18 protein-coding genes and 1 tRNA gene are annotated in these 22,908 nt (G+C 38.6%); 6 read left to right on the top strand and 13 right to left on the bottom strand.

What is annotated here, in order from left to right; all coding sequences use genetic code 11:
- Positions 1 to 6 precede the first annotated feature (6 nt).
- From HMPREF3034_RS00540 to galE, 3 genes are all read right to left on the bottom strand, one after another.
- Positions 7 to 1,002: an AAA family ATPase gene (locus HMPREF3034_RS00540; RefSeq protein WP_062432371.1), complete on the bottom strand. Its 996-nt coding sequence runs from the start codon at positions 1,000 to 1,002 to the stop codon at positions 7 to 9.
- 186 nt (positions 1,003 to 1,188) lie between these two features.
- Positions 1,189 to 1,731, bottom strand: a complete 543-nt coding sequence (locus tag HMPREF3034_RS00535) for a 30S ribosomal protein S16 (protein ID WP_062432368.1) — start codon at positions 1,729 to 1,731, stop codon at positions 1,189 to 1,191.
- A 146-nt stretch (positions 1,732 to 1,877) separates the two neighbouring features.
- Positions 1,878 to 2,915, bottom strand: coding sequence for a UDP-glucose 4-epimerase GalE (gene galE / locus HMPREF3034_RS00530; protein WP_036898675.1), 1,038 nt, complete (start codon positions 2,913 to 2,915; stop codon positions 1,878 to 1,880).
- A gap of 186 nt (positions 2,916 to 3,101) precedes the next feature.
- On the opposite strand from galE, the gene HMPREF3034_RS00525 reads away from it, so the two are divergent.
- Together HMPREF3034_RS00525 and HMPREF3034_RS00520 are read left to right on the top strand one after the other, a co-directional pair.
- Positions 3,102 to 4,007 carry a hypothetical protein gene (locus tag HMPREF3034_RS00525; RefSeq protein WP_156431008.1) on the top strand — a complete coding sequence of 302 codons (906 nt, stop codon included), beginning with the start codon at positions 3,102 to 3,104 and terminating at the stop codon, positions 4,005 to 4,007.
- Positions 4,004 to 5,200: a GH25 family lysozyme gene (locus HMPREF3034_RS00520; RefSeq protein WP_036898679.1), complete on the top strand. Its 1,197-nt coding sequence runs from the start codon at positions 4,004 to 4,006 to the stop codon at positions 5,198 to 5,200. The genes HMPREF3034_RS00525 and HMPREF3034_RS00520 overlap by 4 nt, the downstream gene beginning before the upstream one ends.
- Before the next feature lie 235 nt (positions 5,201 to 5,435).
- Here the strand turns inward: HMPREF3034_RS00520 and HMPREF3034_RS00515 are convergent, their stop codons facing one another.
- Positions 5,436 to 7,745, bottom strand: a complete 2,310-nt coding sequence (locus HMPREF3034_RS00515) for a transglycosylase domain-containing protein (RefSeq protein ID WP_062432365.1) — start codon at positions 7,743 to 7,745, stop codon at positions 5,436 to 5,438.
- A 143-nt stretch (positions 7,746 to 7,888) separates the two neighbouring features.
- Here HMPREF3034_RS00515 and pyrB point away from each other — a divergent pair, with 143 nt between their 5' ends.
- From pyrB to HMPREF3034_RS00495, 4 genes are all read left to right on the top strand, one after another.
- Positions 7,889 to 8,836 carry an aspartate carbamoyltransferase gene (gene pyrB, locus HMPREF3034_RS00510; RefSeq protein WP_062432362.1) on the top strand — a complete coding sequence of 316 codons (948 nt, stop codon included), beginning with the start codon at positions 7,889 to 7,891 and terminating at the stop codon, positions 8,834 to 8,836.
- Between the two features lie 5 nt (positions 8,837 to 8,841).
- Positions 8,842 to 9,306 (top strand): aspartate carbamoyltransferase regulatory subunit, encoded by a 465-nt coding sequence (pyrI, locus tag HMPREF3034_RS00505; RefSeq protein WP_036898707.1) that lies wholly within the window; start codon positions 8,842 to 8,844, stop codon positions 9,304 to 9,306.
- A gap of 50 nt (positions 9,307 to 9,356) precedes the next feature.
- Positions 9,357 to 10,637 (top strand): serine hydroxymethyltransferase, encoded by a 1,281-nt coding sequence (gene glyA / locus HMPREF3034_RS00500; RefSeq protein ID WP_062432359.1) that lies wholly within the window; start codon positions 9,357 to 9,359, stop codon positions 10,635 to 10,637.
- Between the two features lie 370 nt (positions 10,638 to 11,007).
- Positions 11,008 to 11,095 (top strand) — tRNA-Ser (locus HMPREF3034_RS00495).
- Positions 11,096 to 11,150: 55 nt separating this feature from the next.
- Here the strand turns inward: HMPREF3034_RS00495 and HMPREF3034_RS00490 are convergent.
- The 9 genes from HMPREF3034_RS00490 to gyrA all read right to left on the bottom strand — a co-directional run bounded on the left by HMPREF3034_RS00490 (position 11,151) and on the right by gyrA (position 22,712).
- Complete coding sequence (locus HMPREF3034_RS00490) at positions 11,151 to 11,732, bottom strand: IMPACT family protein (protein ID WP_036898689.1); 582 nt, start codon at positions 11,730 to 11,732, stop codon at positions 11,151 to 11,153.
- A gap of 3 nt (positions 11,733 to 11,735) precedes the next feature.
- On the bottom strand, positions 11,736 to 12,986 hold the full coding sequence (locus tag HMPREF3034_RS00485) for a DUF1015 domain-containing protein (protein ID WP_036898691.1): 1,251 nt from the start codon (positions 12,984 to 12,986) through the stop codon (positions 11,736 to 11,738).
- A 4-nt stretch (positions 12,987 to 12,990) separates the two neighbouring features.
- Positions 12,991 to 13,908, bottom strand: coding sequence for an NAD(P)-dependent oxidoreductase (locus HMPREF3034_RS00480; RefSeq protein ID WP_062432355.1), 918 nt, complete (start codon positions 13,906 to 13,908; stop codon positions 12,991 to 12,993).
- Between the two features lie 123 nt (positions 13,909 to 14,031).
- A complete protein-coding gene (gene serC, locus HMPREF3034_RS00475; RefSeq protein ID WP_036898693.1) occupies positions 14,032 to 15,099 on the bottom strand; it encodes a 3-phosphoserine/phosphohydroxythreonine transaminase in 1,068 nt (355 codons plus the stop codon).
- Positions 15,100 to 15,246: 147 nt separating this feature from the next.
- The gene (locus HMPREF3034_RS00470) at positions 15,247 to 16,563 is read right to left on the bottom strand and encodes a DEAD/DEAH box helicase (RefSeq protein ID WP_062432352.1); all 1,317 of its coding nucleotides are present in this window, start codon (positions 16,561 to 16,563) and stop codon (positions 15,247 to 15,249) included.
- On the bottom strand, positions 16,560 to 17,768 hold the full coding sequence (locus tag HMPREF3034_RS00465; RefSeq protein WP_062432349.1) for a tetratricopeptide repeat protein: 1,209 nt from the start codon (positions 17,766 to 17,768) through the stop codon (positions 16,560 to 16,562). Before HMPREF3034_RS00465 ends, HMPREF3034_RS00470 begins: the two co-directional genes overlap by 4 nt.
- Positions 17,769 to 17,775: 7 nt before the next feature.
- A complete protein-coding gene (locus HMPREF3034_RS00460; protein ID WP_062432346.1) occupies positions 17,776 to 18,846 on the bottom strand; it encodes a tetratricopeptide repeat protein in 1,071 nt (356 codons plus the stop codon).
- 10 nt (positions 18,847 to 18,856) lie between these two features.
- Entirely contained in the window at positions 18,857 to 20,080 is a 1,224-nt protein-coding gene (locus HMPREF3034_RS00455) for a tetratricopeptide repeat protein (RefSeq protein WP_062432343.1), read from the bottom strand.
- 28 nt (positions 20,081 to 20,108) lie between these two features.
- The gene (gene gyrA, locus HMPREF3034_RS00450; protein WP_062432340.1) at positions 20,109 to 22,712 is read right to left on the bottom strand and encodes a DNA gyrase subunit A; all 2,604 of its coding nucleotides are present in this window, start codon (positions 22,710 to 22,712) and stop codon (positions 20,109 to 20,111) included.
- Positions 22,713 to 22,908: the final 196 nt, after the last annotated feature.

Below are 22,908 nucleotides of genomic sequence, written 5' to 3'. Positions count from 1 at the left end.
ATTCAATTATGGAACTTCTACCTTATTGATAATCTTTGATACAATTTCCTCTGTAGATACATTATTGGCTTCTGCTTCGTAGCTTAGACCGATACGGTGCCTCATAACATCATGCACGATAGCTCTCACGTCTTCAGGAACAACATATCCACGATGTTTGATGAAAGCATAAGCCCGTGCAGCCTTTGCAAGATTAATACTAGCTCTAGGACTACCACCGAATGTAATCAAATCCTTTAATTCCGGTAGTTGGTATCTCTCTGGGAATCTGGTAGTAAATACAATATCTGCGATATATTGGGTGATTTTATCATCAATGTATACTTGATTGACGATAGAACGAGCCCTAACAATGTCGTCCAAAGAAGTAACAGGCGCTATTGTCCCCCAATCCGACAACAGATTCTTACGGATAATGAGCTTCTCTTCTTCTAAAGTTGGATAGTCAATAACCACTTTCAACATAAAACGGTCAACTTGTGCTTCTGGCAATTGATAAGTACCTTCCTGTTCAATTGGATTCTGGGTAGCCATAACCAAGAATGGATTTGGCAATTTGAAAGTGTTGTCACCAATTGTTACTTGATGCTCTTGCATAGCTTCCAATAAAGCACTCTGTACTTTGGCTGGAGCACGATTAATTTCGTCTGCAAGAATAAAGTTTGCAAAGACCGGGCCTTTTTTTACTTGAAACTTCTCATCTTTTTGAGAATATATCATTGTTCCGATAACGTCAGCCGGAAGTAAGTCTGGAGTGAACTGTATTCTGCTAAAATCTGCGGCTATCAATTGAGAAAGTGTTTTGATAGCCAAAGTCTTAGCTAGTCCGGGGACACCCTCCAATAGAATGTGTCCATCGCTAAGTAATGAAATCAGCAAACAGTCTACGAGGTGTTTTTGCCCTACTATTACTTTATCCATACCTTGTACAAGGTTGGTAATAAAGCCACTCTGTTGTTCAATTCTTATATTTAATTCCCGAATGTCAATAGATTCTGCCATATTGTAATTTTGATATATTATGTTACGCAAAATTACAATAATAATAGAAGAGAGGCGAAAGTGAGAGACTAAAAAAGTATAAAAACAAAATCGTCTCTATTAAAATAAGAAAACAGCTATAAAAAGAAAGAGAGTAGAAAGATATATCCTTCTACTCTCTTTTTGTTATTACTTTGAAAGAAGTAATTAAGCTTCTGCAGGAGCAGCTTCTTCAGCAGGTGCTTCTGTAGCTTCCTCTGTAGCTTCAGCAGCCTGTGTCTCAGCAGCTAATGCTGCTTTCTTGTCTGCAACTTTCTTTGCAATAGCTTCGTTCATCTTCTTCTCTGCTTCCAATGCAGCGGCAGCTAGACTTTTCTTTGTGTCTGCAACCTTTGCGCGTACAGCGTCTACGCCTTGAGTCTTTTCGTTCTTCCAAGCGTCGAACTTCTGCTGAGCGGTAGCTTCATCGAAAGCGCCTTTCTTTACACCACCACGAAGATGCTTCATGAGGTATACACCCTCATTCTTCAAAATTGTACGTACAGTGTCTGTAGGTTGAGCACCAGTCTCTACCCAATAGAGAGCACGTTCGAAATTCAAATCTACAGTAGCCGGATTGGTATTAGGATTGTAAGTACCAATCTTCTCAGTAAATTTACCATCACGTGGTGCACGAGCGTCAGCGATAACAATACCGTAGAAAGCGTAGCCTTTACGACCGCCGCGCTGTAATCTGATTTTTGTTGCCATTTAATTTATTTATTATAAGGTTTGAATTTTATGCTATCAACTCGTAATAGCGGTGCAAAGGTAATTCTTTTTATGTTCTAAGAACTACTTTGTATTGATTAGAAACATGATGTTAATTATTATTAACAAATAACACTATCAAAACCTTACATAACTCCGTCTTCACGCAGTTTTAATTGCCACTTCCATGCACTGGCAAGTACATCTTCCAATGGAGTATCTGCTTTCCAACCAAGAACTTCATTGGCTTTGCGTACATCTCCCCAAACCTTTTCAATGTCTCCTTCACGACGTGGGCCGAACTTCCAATTCAATTTGACACCTGTAGCTTTCTCAAAACCTTGTACAATCTCTAATGTCGATTCTCCCTTGCCGGTGCCAACATTAAAGTATTCCAAAGGTTCTGTTTCTTTTTCAAGTACACGTTCCATGGCTTTCACATGGGCTTTAGCCAAATCAACAACATAGATATAGTCGCGGATACATGTACCATCCGGTGTAGAATAATCGTTTCCAAAAATAGTGATTTCTTTTCTAACACCAATTGCCGTTTGTGTTACAAATGGAATCAAATTGTTAGGAGTGCCATTGGGCAATTCGCCAATTAGGGCAGATGGGTGAGCACCAATAGGATTGAAATAACGCAAGATAATGCTCTTTACATTAGCTCCACTATGAATATAGTCTTGAATAATCTCTTCGTTTATCTGCTTGGTATTACCATAGGGGGACAATGCTTTCTGGATAGGTGCAGATTCTGATACCGGTAGATTCTCAGCAGTTGGCTGCCCATATACCGTACAACTTGATGAGAATATAATACCTTTCACATTGTATTTTGGCATTAGTTCAAGCAAATTGACTAGTGAAATGACATTATTTCGATAATACATCAACGGCTTTTCTACACTTTCCCCAACTGCTTTTGATGCTGCAAAGTGAATAATACCTTCTATCTTAGGATATTTTTGAAATACTTTCTCTGTTGCCTCATAGTCTTTCAAGTCTACATTTTCGAACTGGGGACGGATGCCTGTAATCTTCTCAATACCATCAAGAACTTCGATTTTAGAGTTTGACAGATTGTCTACAATGACAACTTCATAGCCTGCTTGCTGTAATTCTACAGTAGTATGAGAACCGATAAATCCTGTGCCGCCTGTTACCAATATTGTCTGTTTCATCTTATTGATTATTTAAGTAAATTGATTGAGTGGCAAAAATACGCAAAAATACGCTTTGTTGCAAATATTACATGCCAAAATACTTTGTATGACAGAACTTTTCTCATCTATACGAACGTATGTCTTATTTTTAGACTAACTTTGCATAAAATTGGAAATTATTATTATCTGTCTACTAAGAGAAAGATGAAGCGCTTATTATGGCTTATTGGCATCCCCATATCAATCATTTTAGTATGGGTGATTTTTATTGTTGTTCGGTGTTGGCCGGGAAATGAACGGCAATTAACTTCTTCATTGGTTACAATGAAAAGAGTCTCTTATTTCACATTGTTATCAAATCATTCTCCCATTCTTTACTTCTCCTCTCTTCGTGATGATTCTCTAATGGAGCATCCTGCATGGAATAAGGATTCCATTATTACGAGTACGCAAATGTATCATGGATTTTGGATAAAGCCTTCATGGCTCTTTCCTGTTTGTAAAGGGAGAATGGTGGCTGCCATAGATTCTGTAAAAACGGTCTATAATGAGCAAGAAACTGTGCTTATTGTGAAAAAGGAAATCAACCGTTTGCAGAAAAAACTGAGGGATCTTGATGCACAGAGAGATGAATACAGATATTATTTGAAGGTTCACAGCGTGAAAGACGAAGGATATGAATTGGTTGCGAAACATGCAACTATAAATCATTCACGAATGGATACGATTCAACACGTTTTGCGTTTACTATCAGCTCATGTTTCCAATAAGAAATTAAAAATCAACAGAATTGATCAATACCATGCCTATATACGCCATTCGCAGAAATCAGCTTCTATAGAATGCTCTTTAGTAAGATATGGGACAAAAGGACAAATCGCATTGATGCAAACTATTGATAAGAAGACACCAAAAGATGTTTTTGCTATTAGCATTATACCGTATGCAAGCATGTTCTGGCAAGGAGTTCTCTCGCTAAGCAGTCGGGATTCTCTTCCTGTGCCGACTGCATTGGGAGAATGTGGTGCTCCTATCTTTACTAAGTATGGTAACATGGTTGGTATGAAGTTAAACAAAGGTGGCGTTGACTCTAAAGATATTTTGAAATGAAGAATTCAGCAATAGCAATTGGCTTTCTTACTATATTTTCTTTTTGGGGATGTAAAGGACTATCTACTGGTAATACGACAACCGTTGAAAAAGGGGATACAACCTATATAGGTGGTATCGTTGATGGAGCATATTCCGGATATGGAATGTTGTTGTGGCATGACAGCATCATATACAGAGGCGAATGGAGAGCTAATAAACGCCAAGGATATGGAGAATTTACAGATTCTATAGGGAGACACTATATTGCAACATGGGAAAATGATACGCTTGTAGAGGGAAGTCGGAAAGATTCTATAGGTATATATACGGGACAATTCAATCAATTCGGACAAGCTTGTGGCCATGGCGTGTATCGCGGTAACGATGGTTCATATTATGAGGGACATTGGATGAATGATCGACAAGATGGATTTGGCGTGGGAATGACAGCTCGCCACGCATTAAAATCAGGAGAATGGAGACAAGGAGTATTCAGAGGCGAACGAATGACATATACTTCTGAGCGTATATATGGAATTGATATATCCAAGCACCAGCATATCATTGGCAAAAAGCGATATGGTATTAACTGGAATAATCTACGTATTACTCATTTAGGAAGTCTTAGTAAAAAGCGAATACAGGGATATGTTGACTATCCTATATCGTATATATACATCAAGAGTACCGAAGGAACAACCGTGCGTAATAAGTTTTATAAATCTGATTATATAGAGGCTCATCGGCATGGTTATCATGTCGGGGCATACCATTTCTTCTCTACAACGTCTGACGCACGGGCACAAGCTCTTTTCTTTTTGAAGCATACACTCTTTCGCAACGGTGATTTTCCACCTGTTTTGGATGTAGAACCATCGCATGCGCAAATACAAAAAATGGGTGGAACAACGGTACTATTTAATCATGTTCGTACTTGGTTGCGTATCGTTGCAGCTCATACACACCAAAAACCGATTCTTTACATTAGCCAGTCTTTTGTAAATAGGTATTTGAAAGAAGCTCCCGACATCAAGCGCGATTACCAAGTGTGGATAGCCCGTTATGGTGAATACAAGCCAGATGTGAGATTGATTTATTGGCAATTGAGCCCTGATGGTCGGGTCAACGGGATTAAGGGCGAAGTCGATATCAATGTGTTCAATGGTTATACGGCAGAGTTCAATCAGTTCATAGAGAAATATGCCTTATAGCAATGAAGCTGTTCCAGCCTCAATCTATTTGCCTCGATAAAAGGAAAATGTTTGTTGCTGATGATAGGTAATACTTTATTCCTTTTGGGGAAGATAGGAATATTATTTCATTTATATTTTCTTGATTCAATGCAAAGTCTCAACAGAATTGCTGTTCAAATGTATCAGCAGTGCTGTTAAGACTTTGCAATATTGCTGCCTTGGCTTTGCAGCCAAAGGTGGGTAGGCCTCTACCCTATTCAAAAACTTCGTCTATGCCGTTGAAATCGTCTTCCGGAATATTGGCGCAAGGGTTATATCCTTCTGGTAAACCGAATTTTGCTTGGGTATCATAGCCTAGACTACGGTCTCTATAAACCTTTTTCATATAGTAAGCCCATATAGGAAGAGCCATTGTAGCACCCTGCCCCATCTGCATGTTTTTGAAATGGATGTCGCGGTCTTCACCTCCTACCCATACACCACTAACCAGTTGGGGAGTAAATCCTACAAACCATGCATCGCTATTGTTATTGGTAGTACCGGTCTTACCACCTATCTCGCCCTCTAGATTGTATTTATAACGCAGGCGACCGGCAGTACCTCCATCTACGACCGCTTGCATGAGAACCAGCATTTTGTTGGCGCTCTCGGCACTAATCACCTCGTTCATTCGAGGCTGGAAACGTGCAACGATATTTCCTTCATTGTCTTCTATGCGTGTAACAAATAAAGGTGAGGTTCTAATACCGTGGTTGGCAAATGTGGTATAAGCACTTACCATTTCGGCAACACTTACATCGCACGGACCAAGGCATAGCGACATGGATGGATGGATATCCGGATTGTTGATGCCAAAATCATGAAGTGTGGAAACAAATTGTTGAGGATTAAGCTTAGACATCAAGTAAGCTGATATCCAGTTGTTGGACTGTGAGAGTCCCCATTTCAGTGTTACCATTTGTCCATATCGACTTCTGCTAGCATTTCTTGGTGTCCACGGGCGGCCGGCTACCATGTATGTATGTTGCACATTGGGTGCTTGGTCGCAAGGAGAGAAACCATTTTCCATTCCAAGGGCATAGAGGAAAGGCTTGATGGTAGAACCAACTTGTCTTCTACCACCGGTTACCATGTCGTACATGAAGTGGGTAAAGTCCATCCCACCCACATAAGCTTTCACATAACCATTCTTTGGATCCATACTCATAAAGCCTGCACGTAAGAATGATTTATTATAGCGGATTGAGTCTATCGGACTCATGAGCGTATCAATATCGCCATGATAGGTGAATACAGTCATCTCGGTCTTGGTACGAAAAGATTCATCTATCTCTGCATCGGAAGCACCATGAGCCTTCAATATGCGATAGCGCTCACTCTGACGAACGGCTCGTCGCATAATATCTTTTACTTGCTGTTTGGTTAAATCGCCGGAAAACGGTGCATCAGGATTGTTCAGATTACTTTTATCGAACTCCTTTTGCAGGTATTGAGCTACATGTCCATACATGGCTTCTTCTGCATATCGCTGCATTCGACTGTCGATAGTCGTGTATACTTTCAGCCCGTCTGAGTAGACATTATAGGGTGTTCCATCTTTCTTGTAATTCTTGTTACACCATCCGTATAAGGGATCATTAGCCCATGCTATGGAGTCTATCGTATATTGCACTTTATTCCAAGAAGGATAATCGTTGATGTTGGGTTGAGAAGCCATCATATATCTGCGTAGGAAATCGCGGAAATAAGTGGCAGTTCCATCCTTATGATCCATGCGATGGAAATTTAATGCCAATGGCTCATCGCTATATTGATTGTACTCGGCAGTAGATAAATAACCGGCTTTCTGCATTTGTGACAATACCACATTTCTACGTTCTACACAGCGTTCGGGGTATCTGACCGGATTGAACAATGAGGGATTTTTACATAATCCAATGAGTGTGGCGGCCTCACAAATGGTAAGGTCGCTGGGTTCTTTATCAAAATAGGTGTTAGAAGCGGTCTTGATACCAACAGCATTATGTAAAAAGTCGAAATAATTGAGATAGAGCGCAATGATTTCTTCTTTGGTATAATTACGCTCCAATTTGACGGCTATCACCCACTCTATCGGTTTTTGGAGTACACGCTCTAGCGTGCTGTGGGCTACATCAGAAAATAATTGTTTGGCTAACTGCTGAGTTATGGTAGAACCACCGCCTGCAGAAGTCTGTCCGAATAGTCCACGTTTAATGACAGCGCGCCCTAATGCGATGAAGTCTATGCCTGAATGGTTGTAGAAACGAACATCCTCCGTAGCAACCAAGGCTTTGACCAAGTTTGGAGATATTTTTGAATAGGGAACGACAATACGGTTCTCTTTGTTGATATTCCATGTGCCAATGACTTTACCATCAGATGAAAAAACTTGTGTGGCAAAGCGATTGATAGGGTTTTGCAAATCGTCTATTGGCGGCATATAGCCTATCCAACCATTCCAAATGGCGGTAAAAGCTAAAACACATGCTATTATACCTGTAGCCAATAGTCCCCATAAGAGATGTATGAAAGTCTTTCTCATTATAGTCAAAATGTCTATAGATAACTTGACAGTATATCTTTTTATTTTTGGCAAAAGTACAACTTTTCTCACAATTAAGTGGCTTGAATTAAAAAATATGAGTAATTTAGCAAACGAAAACGGAACTATCAATCGCATTTTAGATGGAGAAACATAACTTTGTAACAATTGCCGATCTGACGAAGGAGGAAATCCTTTATTTAATAGAGATGGGGCAAGAGTTCGAGAAGCATCCCAATAGAGAGATTCTGAAAGGGAAAGTAGTAGCAACATTGTTCTTTGAACCTTCTACAAGAACGAGGTTGAGTTTTGAAACAGCAGCAAACAGACTAGGAGCTAAAGTCATAGGTTTCAGCGATGCGAAAGCATCTAGTGTTACCAAAGGAGAGACGTTGAAAGACACGATACTCATGGTAAGCAACTACGCAGACGTTATTGCGATGAGACATTACATCGAGGGTGCTGCTCAATATGCCTCGGAAGTAGCTCCTGTTCCGGTAGTCAATGCGGGCGATGGTGCCCATATGCATCCTTCACAATGTTTGCTTGATTTGTATTCTATCTATAAGACCCAAGGAACATTAGAAAACTTGAATATCTATCTTGTCGGTGATTTGCGATACGGGCGTACGGTTCACTCACTCATCACAGCCATGCGCCACTTTAATCCAACTTTCCATTTCATAGCTCCGCCTGAATTAGCCATGCCAAAAGAGTATAAGATTTACTGCAATGAACACCATATTCACTATGTAGAACACGAAGATTTCAATGAAGACGTCATAGCCGATGCCGACATTCTCTATATGACACGTGTACAAAAGGAACGTTTCTCTGATTTGATGGAATATGAACGTGTTAAGAATGTATATATCCTACGCAATGATATGTTGGGTAAGGCGCGCCCAAATATGAAGATTATGCACCCACTGCCACGCGTGAATGAAATTGCATTCGATGTAGATAATAATCCGCATGCATATTATATTCAACAAGCAAAGAACGGATTGTTTGCAAGAGAGGCAATATTCTGTTATTGTTTGGGAATAACATTGGACGATGTTAAGGCCGATAAAACTATCATTGATTAATGAAAATGGAGATGAACAACAAGAAAGAAAGATTGGTTGCTGCTATTGAGAACGGCACTGTTATCGATCATATTCCGGCCGATAAGACTTATCAGGTGGTAGCATTATTGGAGTTGGAAAATCTAGATTCGCCCGTCACTGTTGGTAATAATTATGCTTCAAAAAGGTTTGGACGCAAAGGTATTATCAAAGTCTCAAATAAGTTTTTTACCGATGAGGAGATTTCCAAGTTGAGTGTCATATCACCTAATGTCGTATTAAATATCATCAAGGACTACGAAGTAGTAGAAAAGAAGACGGTTCGCACTCCTGATGAGTTGAAGGGCATTGTGAAATGCAACAATCCCAAATGTATTACGAATAATGAGCCCATGCAAACTATATTCCATGTGGTAGATAAAGAGCATGGAGTGTTGAAGTGTCATTATTGTGATAAAGAACAATTTATTGACCAAGTAAAATTGGTATAGTTGTTTCAAATATAGGTATAGTTTAATTTTTACATATTATTATTGCCACAATGAAAAGAGATCAAGAAATTTTTGACCTTATTGAGAGAGAACATCAGCGTCAGCTTAAGGGTATGGAACTGATTGCATCTGAAAACTTCGTAAGCGATGAGGTGATGCAAGCTATGGGTTCTTACCTTACAAACAAATATGCGGAAGGACTTCCCGGTAAACGCTATTATGGTGGATGTCAGGTTGTTGATGAAGTGGAAGATTTGGCACGCGAACGTGTAAAGAAGCTTTTTGGAGCGGAATTTGCAAACGTGCAACCTCACTCTGGAGCACAGGCTAATGCAGCTGTATTCTTCGCCGTATTGAAACCTGGTGATACTTTCCTAGGGCTAAACCTTGCTCATGGTGGCCACTTGTCGCATGGTAGCAGCGTCAATACCTCTGGTATCCTTTATAACCCTATTGGTTATAATCTTGATAGAGAGACGGGAAGAGTTGATTATGATGAGATGGAGAAGTTGGCACTCGAACATAAGCCGAAGCTGATTATTGGTGGGGGTAGTGCATATAGTCGTGAATGGGACTATAAGCGTATGCGTAAGATTGCAGACGAGGTGGGTGCTTTGCTCATGATTGATATGGCTCACCCTGCAGGATTGATTGCTGCTGGACTTCTTGATAACCCTGTTAAATATGCACATATTGTAACAAGTACTACTCATAAGACTTTGCGTGGTCCTCGTGGCGGCATCATCTTGATGGGTAAGGATTTCCCAAATCCGTGGGGAGAGACAAATAAAAAAGGCGAAGTGAAGATGATGTCACAGCTTTTGAATTCAGCTGTATTCCCCGGAATCCAAGGTGGACCACTAGAACATGTGATTGCTGCAAAGGCTGTTGGTTTTGGTGAGAACCTTCAAGATTCTTGGAAAGTATATGCAGCTCAAGTTCAGAAGAATGCAACTGTGCTTGCTGACGAATTAATGCAGCGCGGATTTGGTATCGTTAGTGGTGGTACAGACAATCATTCTATGTTAGTGGATTTGCGTTCTAAGTATCCAGATTTGACAGGAAAGATTGCAGAGAATGCATTGGTTGCTGCTGATATTACTGTCAATAAGAATATGGTGCCATTTGATACAAGAAGTGCTTTCCAGACAAGTGGTATCCGTTTGGGGACAGCTGCTATGACAACTCGTGGCGCCAAAGAGGATATGATGAAGCTCGTTGCAGAACTCATAGAAGAGGTTTTGAATAATCCGGAAGATAGTCAGACTATTCAACGAGTACGTGAGAAAGTGAATGCAGCCATGAAGGATTATCCTTTGTTTGCATTCTAATAAAACAAACAAAACAATTGTAGCAGTTTCTTGTCTGTAGAAGAAATAGCTACAATTGTTCTATTAACTGAACTGTTAAGGATGATAGTACAATACATTATAACATTTCTTATCATCACCCTAGCATTATCATTTGCGTTTTTTAGGCTATATACGACTTTTAAGCATGCAAATGATAAGTGTTATGGATGTAGTGGTTGTGCTATCCATGATCAGATGTTGAAAAAAAAGAAAAACTGTCGTGTTCTTTCTACTTCTATAGAAGGAAAGGAAAAATATAAATTAGTATCAAAAATAGGAAATTAGCATTGAAGTATTAGTTAATTTCCTTTGCTTTCTAAAATATTAATTGTATTTTTGCATGGCTTTTGGAAGATTGGCAGAGTGACCGAATGCGCTGGACTCGAAATCCGGTATACCCTTTTCGGGTATCGGGGGTTTGAATCCCTCATCTTCCGCATCAAGAGAATAGCTTTTTATAGAAAGTTGTTCTCTTTTTTGTTTTGAAGTTTCTTAGATAAGCTTGCTGAGTTTATCTCTTAATAAATTAGCTTTACTCTTTTGAATAGCTAGGACTATTTCGCATGTGTTATCAAAGTTTTGTGAAACAATACGTGGATTTAGTTCCTTGATAATACGCATGACACTATTGAGCATAGGATAAGTGAAAGTGTAAGTAACGGTCTCTTCTATAGGCATGTATACAACTTCACTAGCACCAATAGCTTCTGCCGCAGCTGTACGGTATGCAACAATTAATCCCCCAGTCCCTAAATTTACTCCTCCGTAATAGCGAACAACAACTATTAATATATCTGTTAGTTCGTTAGAATTAATTTGCCCTAAAATAGGTTTGCCGGCAGTACTACTAGGCTCTCCATCATCATTGGCTCTAAATTCAGTTCTATCTGCACCAAGCATATATGCATAACAGATATGACGTGCATCATAATATTTCTTTTTATATTGACTTAATAAGGATTTAATTTCTTCAACAGAAGAAACGTGGTGAGAAAAAGCAAGAAACTTACTCCGTTTTTCAGAGTAAGTCCCCTCGCCTATTTTAGATGTTATAGTCTTAAATTCGTCTATCATTTATTAGTCTGAGAGTTTATGAATCACAAGGCCGGAACGTAACTTTGGTTCAAACCAAGTAGCCTTAGGTGGCATAATATTTCCACTATCGGCAATATCCATAATCTGTTTCATGGTAACTGGATATAATGCTACTGCCATACGCATCTCGCCACTATCTACCCGGCGCTTTAATTCTTCCAATCCACGCAGACCTCCAACAAAGTCTATACGTTTATCGGAACGAAAATCCTTTATGCCTAATATTTCATCAAATATGAGTCTAGACGAGATATCAACATCTAAAACTCCTATAGGATCTAGATCATTGTATGTGCCATCTTTGGCCTTTAAACTATACCATTGGCCATCAAGATACATAGAGAATTCATGTAGGTGTTGAGGTTTGTAATTTTCACAACTTTTCTTCTCTATATAGAAATTAGTTCCTAAGGCTTTTAAAAACTCTTCTGATGATAACCCATTAAGATCTTTCACAACGCGGTTGTAATCAAGTATTGTTAATTGACTAGCCGGAAAGCATACTGCCATGAAGTAATTATATTCTTCAGTTCCTTTATGATTTGGGTTGTTTTTTGCTTTTTCTGCCCCTACTAATGCCGCTGCTGCTGAACGATGATGACCGTCTGCAATATATAGATTAGGCATTTTGGCAAATTCTTTTGTAATTGTATTGATATCATCGTCGCTGGATATAATCCAAAACTGATGCCGAAAACCATCTATTGGTGCAATGAAATCATATTCAGGATTGGTAGATGTGTATTGTGCTATTAATTGGTTGAGTACAGCATTATCAGGATAAGCAAAGAATACAGGCTCAATATTCGCATCGCATACACGTACATGTTTCATGCGGTCTTCTTCCTTGTCCCGGCGAGTTAATTCATGTTTCTTAATAACACCATTCAGATAGTCTTCTACATATGCACCCACAACAAGACCATATTGGGTCTTGTTATTCATAGTTTGTGCATAGATGTAATAGTTTTCTTTGGTATCTTGTTTCAACCATCCATTATCTTGGAATTTCTGAAAATGGTTTGCAGCACTTTCATACACACGAGGATCATATTCCGATGTTCCTTGCTCAAAATTTATTTCAGGTTTGATAATATGATAAAGACTTTTTTCATTCCCCTTAGCTTCAAGGCTCGCTTCTTCGGAATTGAGAACATCGTATGGACGACTTTCTATATCTTCTACGTATTGTCGTGGTGGTCTGATGCCACGAAACGGTTTGATGATAGCCATGTTACTATTTATTTACTTGATATTTAGTGCATCCATCTTTGAAGAAAGCATTGATTTGCTTAGCCGCGGCAATGCCCGCATTCGTATTTGCTTCCGCTGTCTGAGCTCCCATCTTCTTAGGAGTAGTAAAATAACGTCCTTCTAATTGCTGGAAATCTGTATCTGCATCTGGTTTAATATCTGTGATATATTTAAGGTCGGCACGTTCTGAAAGTAATTTAATAAGCTCAGGTTCGTTGATAACTTCCTTACGAGCAGTATTGATAAGAATGCCACCCTTTGGAAGCTGATTGACAGTACGATAATCAATACTGTCCTTAGTTTCAGGAGTAGCAGGGATGTGTAGAGAGATAATATCACAGGTCCGAAATAGTTCGTCTTGGCTCTTTACAGCATGAACTCCTGCAGCCTCTATTGCTTCAGCAGGACAATATGCATCGTAAGCATAAATATCCATACCGAATCCTTTAGCAATCCGGGCTACATTGCGTCCTACGTTTCCAAAAGCAAGAATGCCTAGCTTTTTATCTTTTAGTTCGGTTCCGGCTTTTCCATTATAAAAATTACGTACTGCATAGACCAATAGTCCAAACACTAATTCAGCCACCGCATTGGAATTTTGCCCCGGAGTATTTTCTACAATAATATTCTTCTCTTTTGCATAAGCTGTATCAATAGAATCATATCCAGCACCTGCACGAACAACAATCTTGAGTGCTTTAGCTGCATCTAGTACTTCTGGTGTAACCTTATCCGAACGAACAATCATGGCATCTACGTCGTTGATAGCCTCAAGAAGTTGTGAATTATCAGTGTATTTTTCGAGGAGAATTACTTGGTTTCCTGCACTCTCTATTTCTTTTTTAATACCTTCGACAGCTGTAGCTGCAAAAGGTTTCTCTGTTGCTACTAATACTTTCATGTCTTTTATGCGATTTAATGATTGAACAAATATAAACTAATAGTTGGGTGATAGTGTGAATGTCATATTCTATTATCGACAACCATACGCTAGCACCCAACCATTTTATGATGTTATTCTTAACTAGTACTTAGCCTCGAAATCCCTCATAGCCTGAACAAGTGCATTAACGCCTTCGAGAGTTTGGGCATTATAGCAACTAGCACGGAATCCTCCTACTGAGCGGTGTCCCTTGATACCGACCATTCCACGTTCTGTTGCAAAGTCTAAGAAAGATTTTTCCAATTCTTTATATTCATCGGCCATCACGAAACAAAGATTCATGACAGAACGATCTTGTTCAGCAGCAGTCCCTTTAAAGAGTTTATTACGATCTATTTCGTTGTACACAATGTCAGCATGTTGATGAGCTAGTTTGTTCATAGCTTCAACACCACCATTTTTCTTTATCCAACGTAATGTTTCCAATGCTGAATAAATTGGAACAACAGGAGGAGTATTAAACATGGAACCTTTATCTACATGAGTACGATAATCAAACATGGTGGGTAATTCGCGAGGTACCTTACCTAATTTTTCGTCTTTAACAATGATGACCGTTACACCAGCCATAGCTAGATTTTTTTGAGCTCCAGCATATATTGCATCATATTTAGAGACATCTACAGGGCGACTAAAGATATCAGAACTCATATCTGCAATTAATGGAATAGGACTATCTAGATCCTTGCGAATTTCTGTTCCATAGATTGTATTATTGGTAGTGATATGCAAGTAGTCTGCGTCTGTTGGTATTGTATAACTCTTTGGAATAAAAGTATAATTAGCATCAGCAGAAGAAGCAACTTCAGTAACTTCACCATACAGCTTGGCTTCCTTCATAGCCTTCTTAGCCCATGTACCAGTATTTAGGTATGCAGCCTTTTTGATGAGAAAGTTAGCAGGTATTTGAGTAAACTGTAAAGAAGCACCACCACCGAGATATATTACGGAATAGCCCTCAGGAATACTAAGCAGTTCCTTGATTAAGGCGACCGACTCATCTACAACAGGTTGGAAGTCTTTAGCTCGATGGCTAATCTCCATAAGAGACAGCCCACTCCCATTGAAGTCCAAAATCTGCTTGGCAGTATTTTCTATCACTTCTCTAGGAAGCATTGAAGGACCTGCATTAAAATTATACTTCTTCATCTGAAAATATTTTTAGTTATAAAATAAATGTTCTAGTGAATTAATTTGTTGTGGCGAAGTTACTATTTTTCCTTTATTTTTCAAAATAAAATAGCAACTTTTTATTATTTCCTATTATTTTATGACATTATGTTATAAACAAGCTATTTATTTAACTTCTTCTATCACAGTACGTACCCCTTTAATCTTCTCCCCTTGGACTAATTGCAGTACATGTTGTAGTCGAGGATGTGAGACTGCAACATACGTATATCTATCTTTCACATCAATGCGGCCAATCTCCGTGATTTGCAGTCCTCCTTTCTTACATAAGAAGCCTACGATATCCCCCTTGCTTAATTTATCTTTCTTTCCCTTTCCTATATACAATGTCGCCATTTGAGGCTTAGGGGGCTCTGGTAGTTCCTCTGAAATTTGATAATCCACCATATTGCCATCTATATAATCTGGAAGGGCTTCGTCAGGTCCAAGGATAAAGAACGTTTTTCCCATCTTATCCCATCTTGCAGTTCTTCCTACTCTATGTATATAACCATCTTCGTTTTCCGGTAAATGATAATGAATGATATTTGCAATATCCGGAATATCAAGTCCACGAGATGCTAAATCTGTGCTAATAAGTATATTGGCACTTTTATTAGTGAATTTATACAAAGCATCTTCACGTTGCTTTTGTTCTAAACCGCCATGAAAAGCACTAACTGTAAAACGATTTTGTTCCAAATAAGAGGCAGTTCTTTCTACACTATCTCGATAATTTAGAAAAACAATGCTACTTTGATTTCCTATATCGCAAAGAAGCTGTCTTAATGTTTCTAATTTATCTTTTACAGGGCTTTTTACTTTATATATGGTTACTCTATCCGGCACTTGTTCGGTAGAGAGATAATCAACTTTCTCTGTTCTGCCCATTTGGACGAATTGAGGTATAGATTTTGCATTTGTAGCAGACAATAAAATGTGCCGTTCTACATGGGACAATTTTTCAAATATACGACTCATTTCATTTTGGAACCCCATCTCCAAACACTTATCAAATTCATCAATAATAATAAACTTAATATTGTCTATATTGAAGTTGTTTTTATCAAGATGGTCGTTCAGTCGTCCGGGAGTTGCAAAGATTATATGGGGGCAAACTTGCTTCGTATGTCGATGCTCCTCCATAGCAGTACGCCCACCATAACAGGCAATAGCTTTCAAACCACTGCCCATATTATTCAATACTTCTGATGATTGCAGAGCCAGTTCTCTCCCCGGAACTATAACGACAGCTTGGATCTGTGGATTATCAGGATTCAGAAGTTGAGTTAATGGCAATAAATAAGCTAATGTCTTTCCTGACCCTGTTGGCGAAAGTACAAGTATATCTTTGTTAGTATGTAATATAGCGTTCATGGCAGCCTCTTGCATACCATTCAACTTGATTCCTAGCTTCTGTTGTATATTATCTAATCCTTTCATTTTCTTTGTTTTAATATGTGGTCAATTTCATCAAACTCTTTGCCCATATTTAAATTTAAATAGATAGTATAGAGTGGCAATCCCCATCTATCTTTCTGATTGGGTGCTAATGTCTTATATTTTTGTAGATAAGGTAAAGCAGCTTTATATGATTGTATAATCATCTTTTTTTTCTTAACTTGATCTCCTGTTTTCTTATCAATCTCTATACCTTGATTGAAATATGCCAATCCTAGATTTAAATAGGCATCAACCATAGAACTATCTTGTTTCAGTAAGTCGTCACATAATCTAATACATTCTTCGTATTGTCCCATATTCAACAATGTAGTACTCATTGCAAATTTAAATATAGTATTCGTACTATCAGCTTTTAATGCTTGTTTACAGACTTCTAAAACTTTATTGTTTTGTCGTAAGTCAGAATAGTAGTCTACTAAACGGGGAAAGAAAAATGGAAATTTAGGATATTTAGAGAATCCATCCTTCAAGGTTTGTACATAACGAGCAGTGTCATTCTCAAGTTTATAAGTTTCTGCAAGATATTGTAACATCATGGCATAATGAGCCGTATCTTTCAATGCTAAATAGGTATGATGCAAGGTTGCCTTTGTATCCCCCATCTTATATCCGCAATATACGGCCCAATAGGCTGCTACTGGTAATGTCTTATCTTTTTCTAGATATTTATATGCGCTAAATAAAGGCTGGTCTGCGCTATTTATATATGTATCTAAGAAGTGATATGCAGTTTTAAAATCTTGTTTGTTGAGGAAATAAATACCTCCATTGTATAAGTTGGGTCGATATACATTCAGTAATTCCGAATGTTTTGCTCTATATTTTAGTTTTATTTCTCCTTTCTTGTCAGGGCGAGCATCTAAAGAATCCAATCCTTCCAAGGTAGTAAATAGATTGAGACAAGAATTAAATAATCTTGCAGTATCATACTTTTGTTTTAAATATAACTTCTCATTTCCTTGCTCATATTGTTTTTTTTGAGCTTCAAACAAAAGAAGCCATATCTTTTCATTTGTTCTGTTTGCCGAATCTTTTAAAAGCTGTTTCATGCTTTGTTCAACTCTTTCTAGATTCTTACCACTCTTTATGTCGCTCCTTGCTTGTGCCATTTCTTTCTTTTGAGCATTTGTGCCTAAAGAAAAAAATATCAGCACGCAAATGATAATCTTTATCTTACCTATCATAATTCAACTAATTACCTAAAACTTTTATTACCTTTTGTAATGGAAACTTCCATTTAACAATCTCCTCATTAGGATCTAATGATTCCGCTTTTCGCAGCCACATAGCAGCTTGATTTAATTCTTTCTTTATCAGTTGAAAATCTTTTCGCTTTATTTTTCCACTATCGTTTTCAAACTCCCTCCTTAAATACATGGCTTTTGAACAATAGCATAAACCTATATTATAAACGGCTTTCACCATAGTCGAATCCATAGAAAGTGCCTTGTTAAAAGAAACTATAGCATTATCCCATTGTTGGGACTTCATATCTGTCTCTCCTTTCAAGGCCCAAACCAATTTATTGTGTGGTCTGATACGGACTTCTGTGCTCGCAAATTCTTTCAGCTGACGTTTATGTCCCGGCGATGATAGATATTCTATCAATAGCTTAAAATATAATTCATCTTCAGGAGCCTTTCGATGAAGGGCAGAAAGAACAGAATAATATTGGATAGAATCAGCACTGTTCTTTAATCCCATCCTCATACAATTTATTTTTATCTTAGCGGCTTCCTTTGCATAATTAATATCCCTTAATGCTACATCTGCGAATTGTTCTGATGTAATATAATCCTTTTTTCCATAAGTAAGTAAGCTTATATAATAAGCAGCTTGTCCCTGAATATATTTTTGCTCATGGAATAAAGCACTTTCTGTACAATCCAGATAGAACTTAAAGACATTAATAGCAGAATCATTCTGCCTATGTCGATAATAATACCTTCCTGCATCTATTAATGTCTCTAAATACCCACTCAAGCGTTTGACATTCTTTGAACGATAGGTTAGTATATCATGCAGACTCTTTGAAGCTTGTACATCGTAAAAATCACATAACAATGCCATTTTTATTATTTCAGATACATTGTTATAATAAGTTGCCGAGTCTGTTTTTTGATATTGTCTACCTTCTATTTTTTGTAAAAGAACCTCTATTTGTTTATTCAGCTTTTTTGCGGTAGTACGTGGTGAAACATCTTTACCTTGTATCGATAAAGAGATCCAAAAAAGTAGAAACAAATAGAGATTCTTTTTCATTCAATATCCTTTACTTGTTTAGAGACTCCATCTCTTTAGTGCGTGCATCATTTGCACCATAAAGAGAATAGTAGCATTGATATAGAGGATAGCTCCAATTGGCTTTTTCGCGGTTAGGGTCTAAACTGCGAGCTTTTTCCAAGATTGCAGTACTCTCCTCATAGAGTTTCTTTTGGCCAGCGGCATCATTACTGATAGCACCTGCTTGAGCATTAATTGTAAAACCAAGATAAGTAAGTACAACAACGTTTTCTCCATCTATTTCCAAAGCCTTCTTGAAGCTAGAAGTTGCTTCATCTAGCTTGTTTGCATTCATTGCATTTTGACCTTTCAGTGCCCAAGCCGAGAAGCATTTTGGATCTTGTGCTATCTTGTCATTAATGAACTGAGTCTGTTCGCTAGCCATTTTTAGGCTACCATACATATTAGCCAAAGTTGCAAAGATCTGCTCATTTTTAGGATCTTTAGCATAAATTCCTTTTAAGGTTTCTACATTTTGCAATGAGTCGGTCTTTGTTTTGAGTCCTTGTTGCATCAGATACATCTTTAGATTCAAAGCCTCTTTATATACTGCGGTATCCTTCATTGCTACATCGCAATATCTGTTGGCACGCTCCAAATCTTTGTTCTGGAAAGCATATACAGCTGCTACCCGAGCAACTTCGCCAAGATATTGATCAGGATTCTTTGTTTTGTCAATTCCTTTAAACAGAGGATCTTCAGAGCTATCAACATATAAACCAAAATATTTCAGGGCTTCTGCTTGATTTTCCTTTTTGCCAAACTCTTGACCACCGTTAATCAGCTGTGGACGAATGTTGTAGAGACGGTTGCTATTCGAGCTTTCGAATTTGGGCTTTATCTTTCCTTTTTCGTTCGGCTGTTGATCAAAGGCATTGCCAAGCATACCATTATTCATTGCATTGTAAACAGCGTTATAGAATCCCAAGGTATCATAGGCTTCCACCTTACCTTGTTTGAACTGTACTGCCATTTGGTTAGAATTTATGACAGCTTGCTCTTTTCCAACTTTATCCATGGCTAAATCCACCAGTTTGTTATAAGCAGCAGCCTTTTCAGCTGCATTAGCCAATTGGCTCAAATTTGTTTTAAGAAGACTTTCTGCCTCTGCAAACGTCTTAGCTTTCAAGATGGCTTTCAGAGGTTCACTGTCTCCAGCAAATACAGCTGATGTACCAAGTAACACCATTGCTGCAATCATCATTTTTTTCATACTTAAGTTGTTTAAAAGTTTAATATTATTATTCACTTACTTCGTTATCTGTCTCTTCATGAACAGCTGTGTCTTCGTCTGTGTTCTCTCCTGCTGTAGAGTCTTGTTTAAACTGTTCTGATTTCTGTGCCCACTGACTTCGGCTTTCTTCCTCTACCGTAGCTTCTAGCTCAGAACTCATTACTTTACATACGCTAGCAATGACATCATTCTTTTTAGCAAGATTGATAAGACGGACTCCCTGTGTAGCACGTCCCATTGTACGTACGTCCGAAACAGCTAGACGAATAACGATACCACTCTTATTGATAATCATCAAGTCATTATCATCTGTTACATTCTTGATACTGACAAGTTTACCGGTCTTTTCTGTTATGGCAAGTGTTTTCACACCTTTACCACCACGATTGGTCACACGATAATCTTCTACATCCGAACGTTTACCGTATCCTTGCTCAGAAACAACCATAACAGTCTCTTTCTCAGGATCATCAACAACAATCATACCAATAACTTGATCTTCTTTGTCCTCGTCAAGACGCATACCGCGTACACCGGTTGCTGTACGTCCCATAGTACGAATTGTATCCTCGTTGAATCTTACGGCACGTCCGTTTCTGTTTGCAAGGATAAGTTCATTTCGTCCATTTGTCAAACGAACATCTATAACTTCATCACCCTCAGCAATATTGATTGCGATGACACCATTAGCACGGGGACGTGAATAAGCCTCAAGAGAGGTTTTCTTAACCGTACCATTCTTCGTCGCAAATACGACATAGTGAGAGTTGATGAATTCTTCATCATCCAAACCACGTAGACGCAAAATTGCATTGATAGCATCGTCTGGTTCTATGTTGAGCATATTTTGGATAGCACGTCCCTTTGAATTACGATCACCTTCAGGTATTTCAAAGCACTTTAACCAGTAACAACGCCCTTTTCTTGTAAAGAACAACATTGTTTGGTGCATGGTTGCCGGATAGATAAATTCAGTAAAGTCCTGTTCACGATGACGTGCCCCTTTTGAACCGACACCACCTCTAGCTTGTTCGCGGAACTCACTTAATGGAGTACGTTTAATGTATCCCATATGACTTACAGTAATAACAACCGGATCATTGGGATAAAAATCTTCCGGATTAAACTCTTCGCTAGAATATTTGATTTCTGTACGACGCTCATCACCGTACTTTTCTTTTACCTCTAACAACTCATCCTTCATCACTTTCTTACAAAGTTCAGGATCTGTCAGTATCTGATTGTAATATTCTATTTGTCTTTCCAATTCTTCATATTCAGCATGCAGTTGATCCATACGCAGGCCAGTCAACTGGCTCAATCGCATATCTACGATAGCTTTGCTCTGTAGCTCGTCAAGTTCGAAACGTTTTTCCAAGTTTCTTTGAGCTTCCATTGGAGTCTTGCTAGCACGAATAATATGTACGACTTCATCAATATTATCACATGCTATGATTAGTCCTTCCAAAATATGAGCACGTTCTTGAGCCTTTCTCAAATCATATTGAGTACGGCGAATCGTTACATCATGACGATGGTCTACGAAGTGTTTAACACATTCTTTTAAACTTAACAGGCGTGGACGCCCTTTGACCAGTGCAATACAGTTCACCGAGAATGAACTTTGCAAAGCTGTCATCTTAAACAGTTTATTCAAGATAACGTTGGCATTGGCATCGCGCTTAATATCTATGACAATACGCATACCTTGACGACCGCTCTCGTCGTTGGCATTACTGATTCCATCGAGTTTGCCTTCCTTTACCAGTTCCGCAATATACTCAATGAGCATAGCCTTATTTACACCGTAAGGAATTTCGGTAATAACAATCTTGTCATGATTCTCATCGCTCTCTATTTCGGCTTTGGCGCGCATAACAATACGTCCGCGTCCTGTCTCGTATGCTTGACGTACGCCTTGTATACCATATATATATGCACCGGTTGGGAAATCCGGAGCCTTGATGTACTGCATTAATCCATCTAAGTCTATATCCGGATTATCGATATAAGCACAGCATCCATCAATAACTTCACCAAGATTATGTGTCGGGATGTTGGTCGCCATACCTACAGCAATACCATTACCACCATTTACAAGTAGGTTTGGTATCTTTGTCGGCATCACCGAAGGTTCCTGTAAAGTGTCATCAAAGTTATTGTCCATATCCACGGTTTCTTTTTCCAAGTCATCCATGATATGTTCACCCATCTTTGAAAGTCTACACTCGGTATAACGCATGGCGGCAGCAGAGTCGCCATCTACGCTACCGAAGTTACCTTGACCATCAACAAGTTTATAACGCATGTTCCACTCTTGTCCCATACGTACCAACGCACCATAAACTGAAGAGTCACCATGAGGATGGTATTTACCAAGCACTTCACCCACAATACGGGCACATTTCTTATAAGGTTTGTCGCTTGTATTTCCAATACCCAGCATACCATAGAGGATACGACGGTGTACTGGTTTAAATCCATCACGCACATCAGGGAGTGCACGAGCTACAATCACCGACATTGAATAGTCGATGTACGAAGACTTCATTTCCTCCTCAATGTTGATTTTCATGATTCTGTCATGATCAATAGTCTGATTTTCGTCCATTATTATTTATATTATTTTTAGAATGATTCTTTTCGTCTAAAATCGCCGTAAAGGCCGTTTATTTTCGTTCTAAGCCGTTTAGGGCTTCACTTCCAAGCTGCTAAATTACAAAATAAATCCCCACATTCCAAACATTTAAAAACTTTATTGAGAAAATAAGAGGTCTGAGACCTCTGCAAAACCTTCATTTATAGAG

This window comes from Prevotella sp. DNF00663, from assembly GCF_001553265.1.
In the GTDB taxonomy this organism is placed as follows: domain Bacteria; phylum Bacteroidota; class Bacteroidia; order Bacteroidales; family Bacteroidaceae; genus Prevotella.
The sequence above is the reverse complement of the archived record's forward strand: the minus strand, read 5'-3'. Positions and strand labels throughout refer to the sequence as shown.

Coding starts and splice junctions, on each gene's coding strand:
- HMPREF3034_RS00535 (WP_062432368.1), bottom strand. CDS start 1,731: ATGGCAACAAAAATCAGATTACAGCGCGGCGGTCGTAAAGGCTACGCT.
- HMPREF3034_RS00525 (WP_156431008.1), top strand. CDS start 3,102: ATGAAGCGCTTATTATGGCTTATTGGCATCCCCATATCAATCATTTTA.
- HMPREF3034_RS00465 (WP_062432349.1), bottom strand. CDS start 17,768: ATGATAGGTAAGATAAAGATTATCATTTGCGTGCTGATATTTTTTTCT.
- HMPREF3034_RS00485 (WP_036898691.1), bottom strand. CDS start 12,986: ATGGCTATCATCAAACCGTTTCGTGGCATCAGACCACCACGACAATAC.
- HMPREF3034_RS00515 (WP_062432365.1), bottom strand. CDS start 7,745: ATGAGAAAGACTTTCATACATCTCTTATGGGGACTATTGGCTACAGGT.
- gyrA (WP_062432340.1), bottom strand. CDS start 22,712: ATGGACGAAAATCAGACTATTGATCATGACAGAATCATGAAAATCAAC.
- HMPREF3034_RS00470 (WP_062432352.1), bottom strand. CDS start 16,563: ATGAAAGGATTAGATAATATACAACAGAAGCTAGGAATCAAGTTGAAT.
- HMPREF3034_RS00480 (WP_062432355.1), bottom strand. CDS start 13,908: ATGAAAGTATTAGTAGCAACAGAGAAACCTTTTGCAGCTACAGCTGTC.
- HMPREF3034_RS00520 (WP_036898679.1), top strand. CDS start 4,004: ATGAAGAATTCAGCAATAGCAATTGGCTTTCTTACTATATTTTCTTTT.
- pyrI (WP_036898707.1), top strand. CDS start 8,842: ATGGAGATGAACAACAAGAAAGAAAGATTGGTTGCTGCTATTGAGAAC.
- glyA (WP_062432359.1), top strand. CDS start 9,357: ATGAAAAGAGATCAAGAAATTTTTGACCTTATTGAGAGAGAACATCAG.
- HMPREF3034_RS00455 (WP_062432343.1), bottom strand. CDS start 20,080: ATGAAAAAAATGATGATTGCAGCAATGGTGTTACTTGGTACATCAGCT.
- pyrB (WP_062432362.1), top strand. CDS start 7,889: ATGGAGAAACATAACTTTGTAACAATTGCCGATCTGACGAAGGAGGAA.
- galE (WP_036898675.1), bottom strand. CDS start 2,915: ATGAAACAGACAATATTGGTAACAGGCGGCACAGGATTTATCGGTTCT.
- HMPREF3034_RS00540 (WP_062432371.1), bottom strand. CDS start 1,002: ATGGCAGAATCTATTGACATTCGGGAATTAAATATAAGAATTGAACAA.
- HMPREF3034_RS00460 (WP_062432346.1), bottom strand. CDS start 18,846: ATGAAAAAGAATCTCTATTTGTTTCTACTTTTTTGGATCTCTTTATCG.
- serC (WP_036898693.1), bottom strand. CDS start 15,099: ATGAAGAAGTATAATTTTAATGCAGGTCCTTCAATGCTTCCTAGAGAA.
- HMPREF3034_RS00490 (WP_036898689.1), bottom strand. CDS start 11,732: ATGATAGACGAATTTAAGACTATAACATCTAAAATAGGCGAGGGGACT.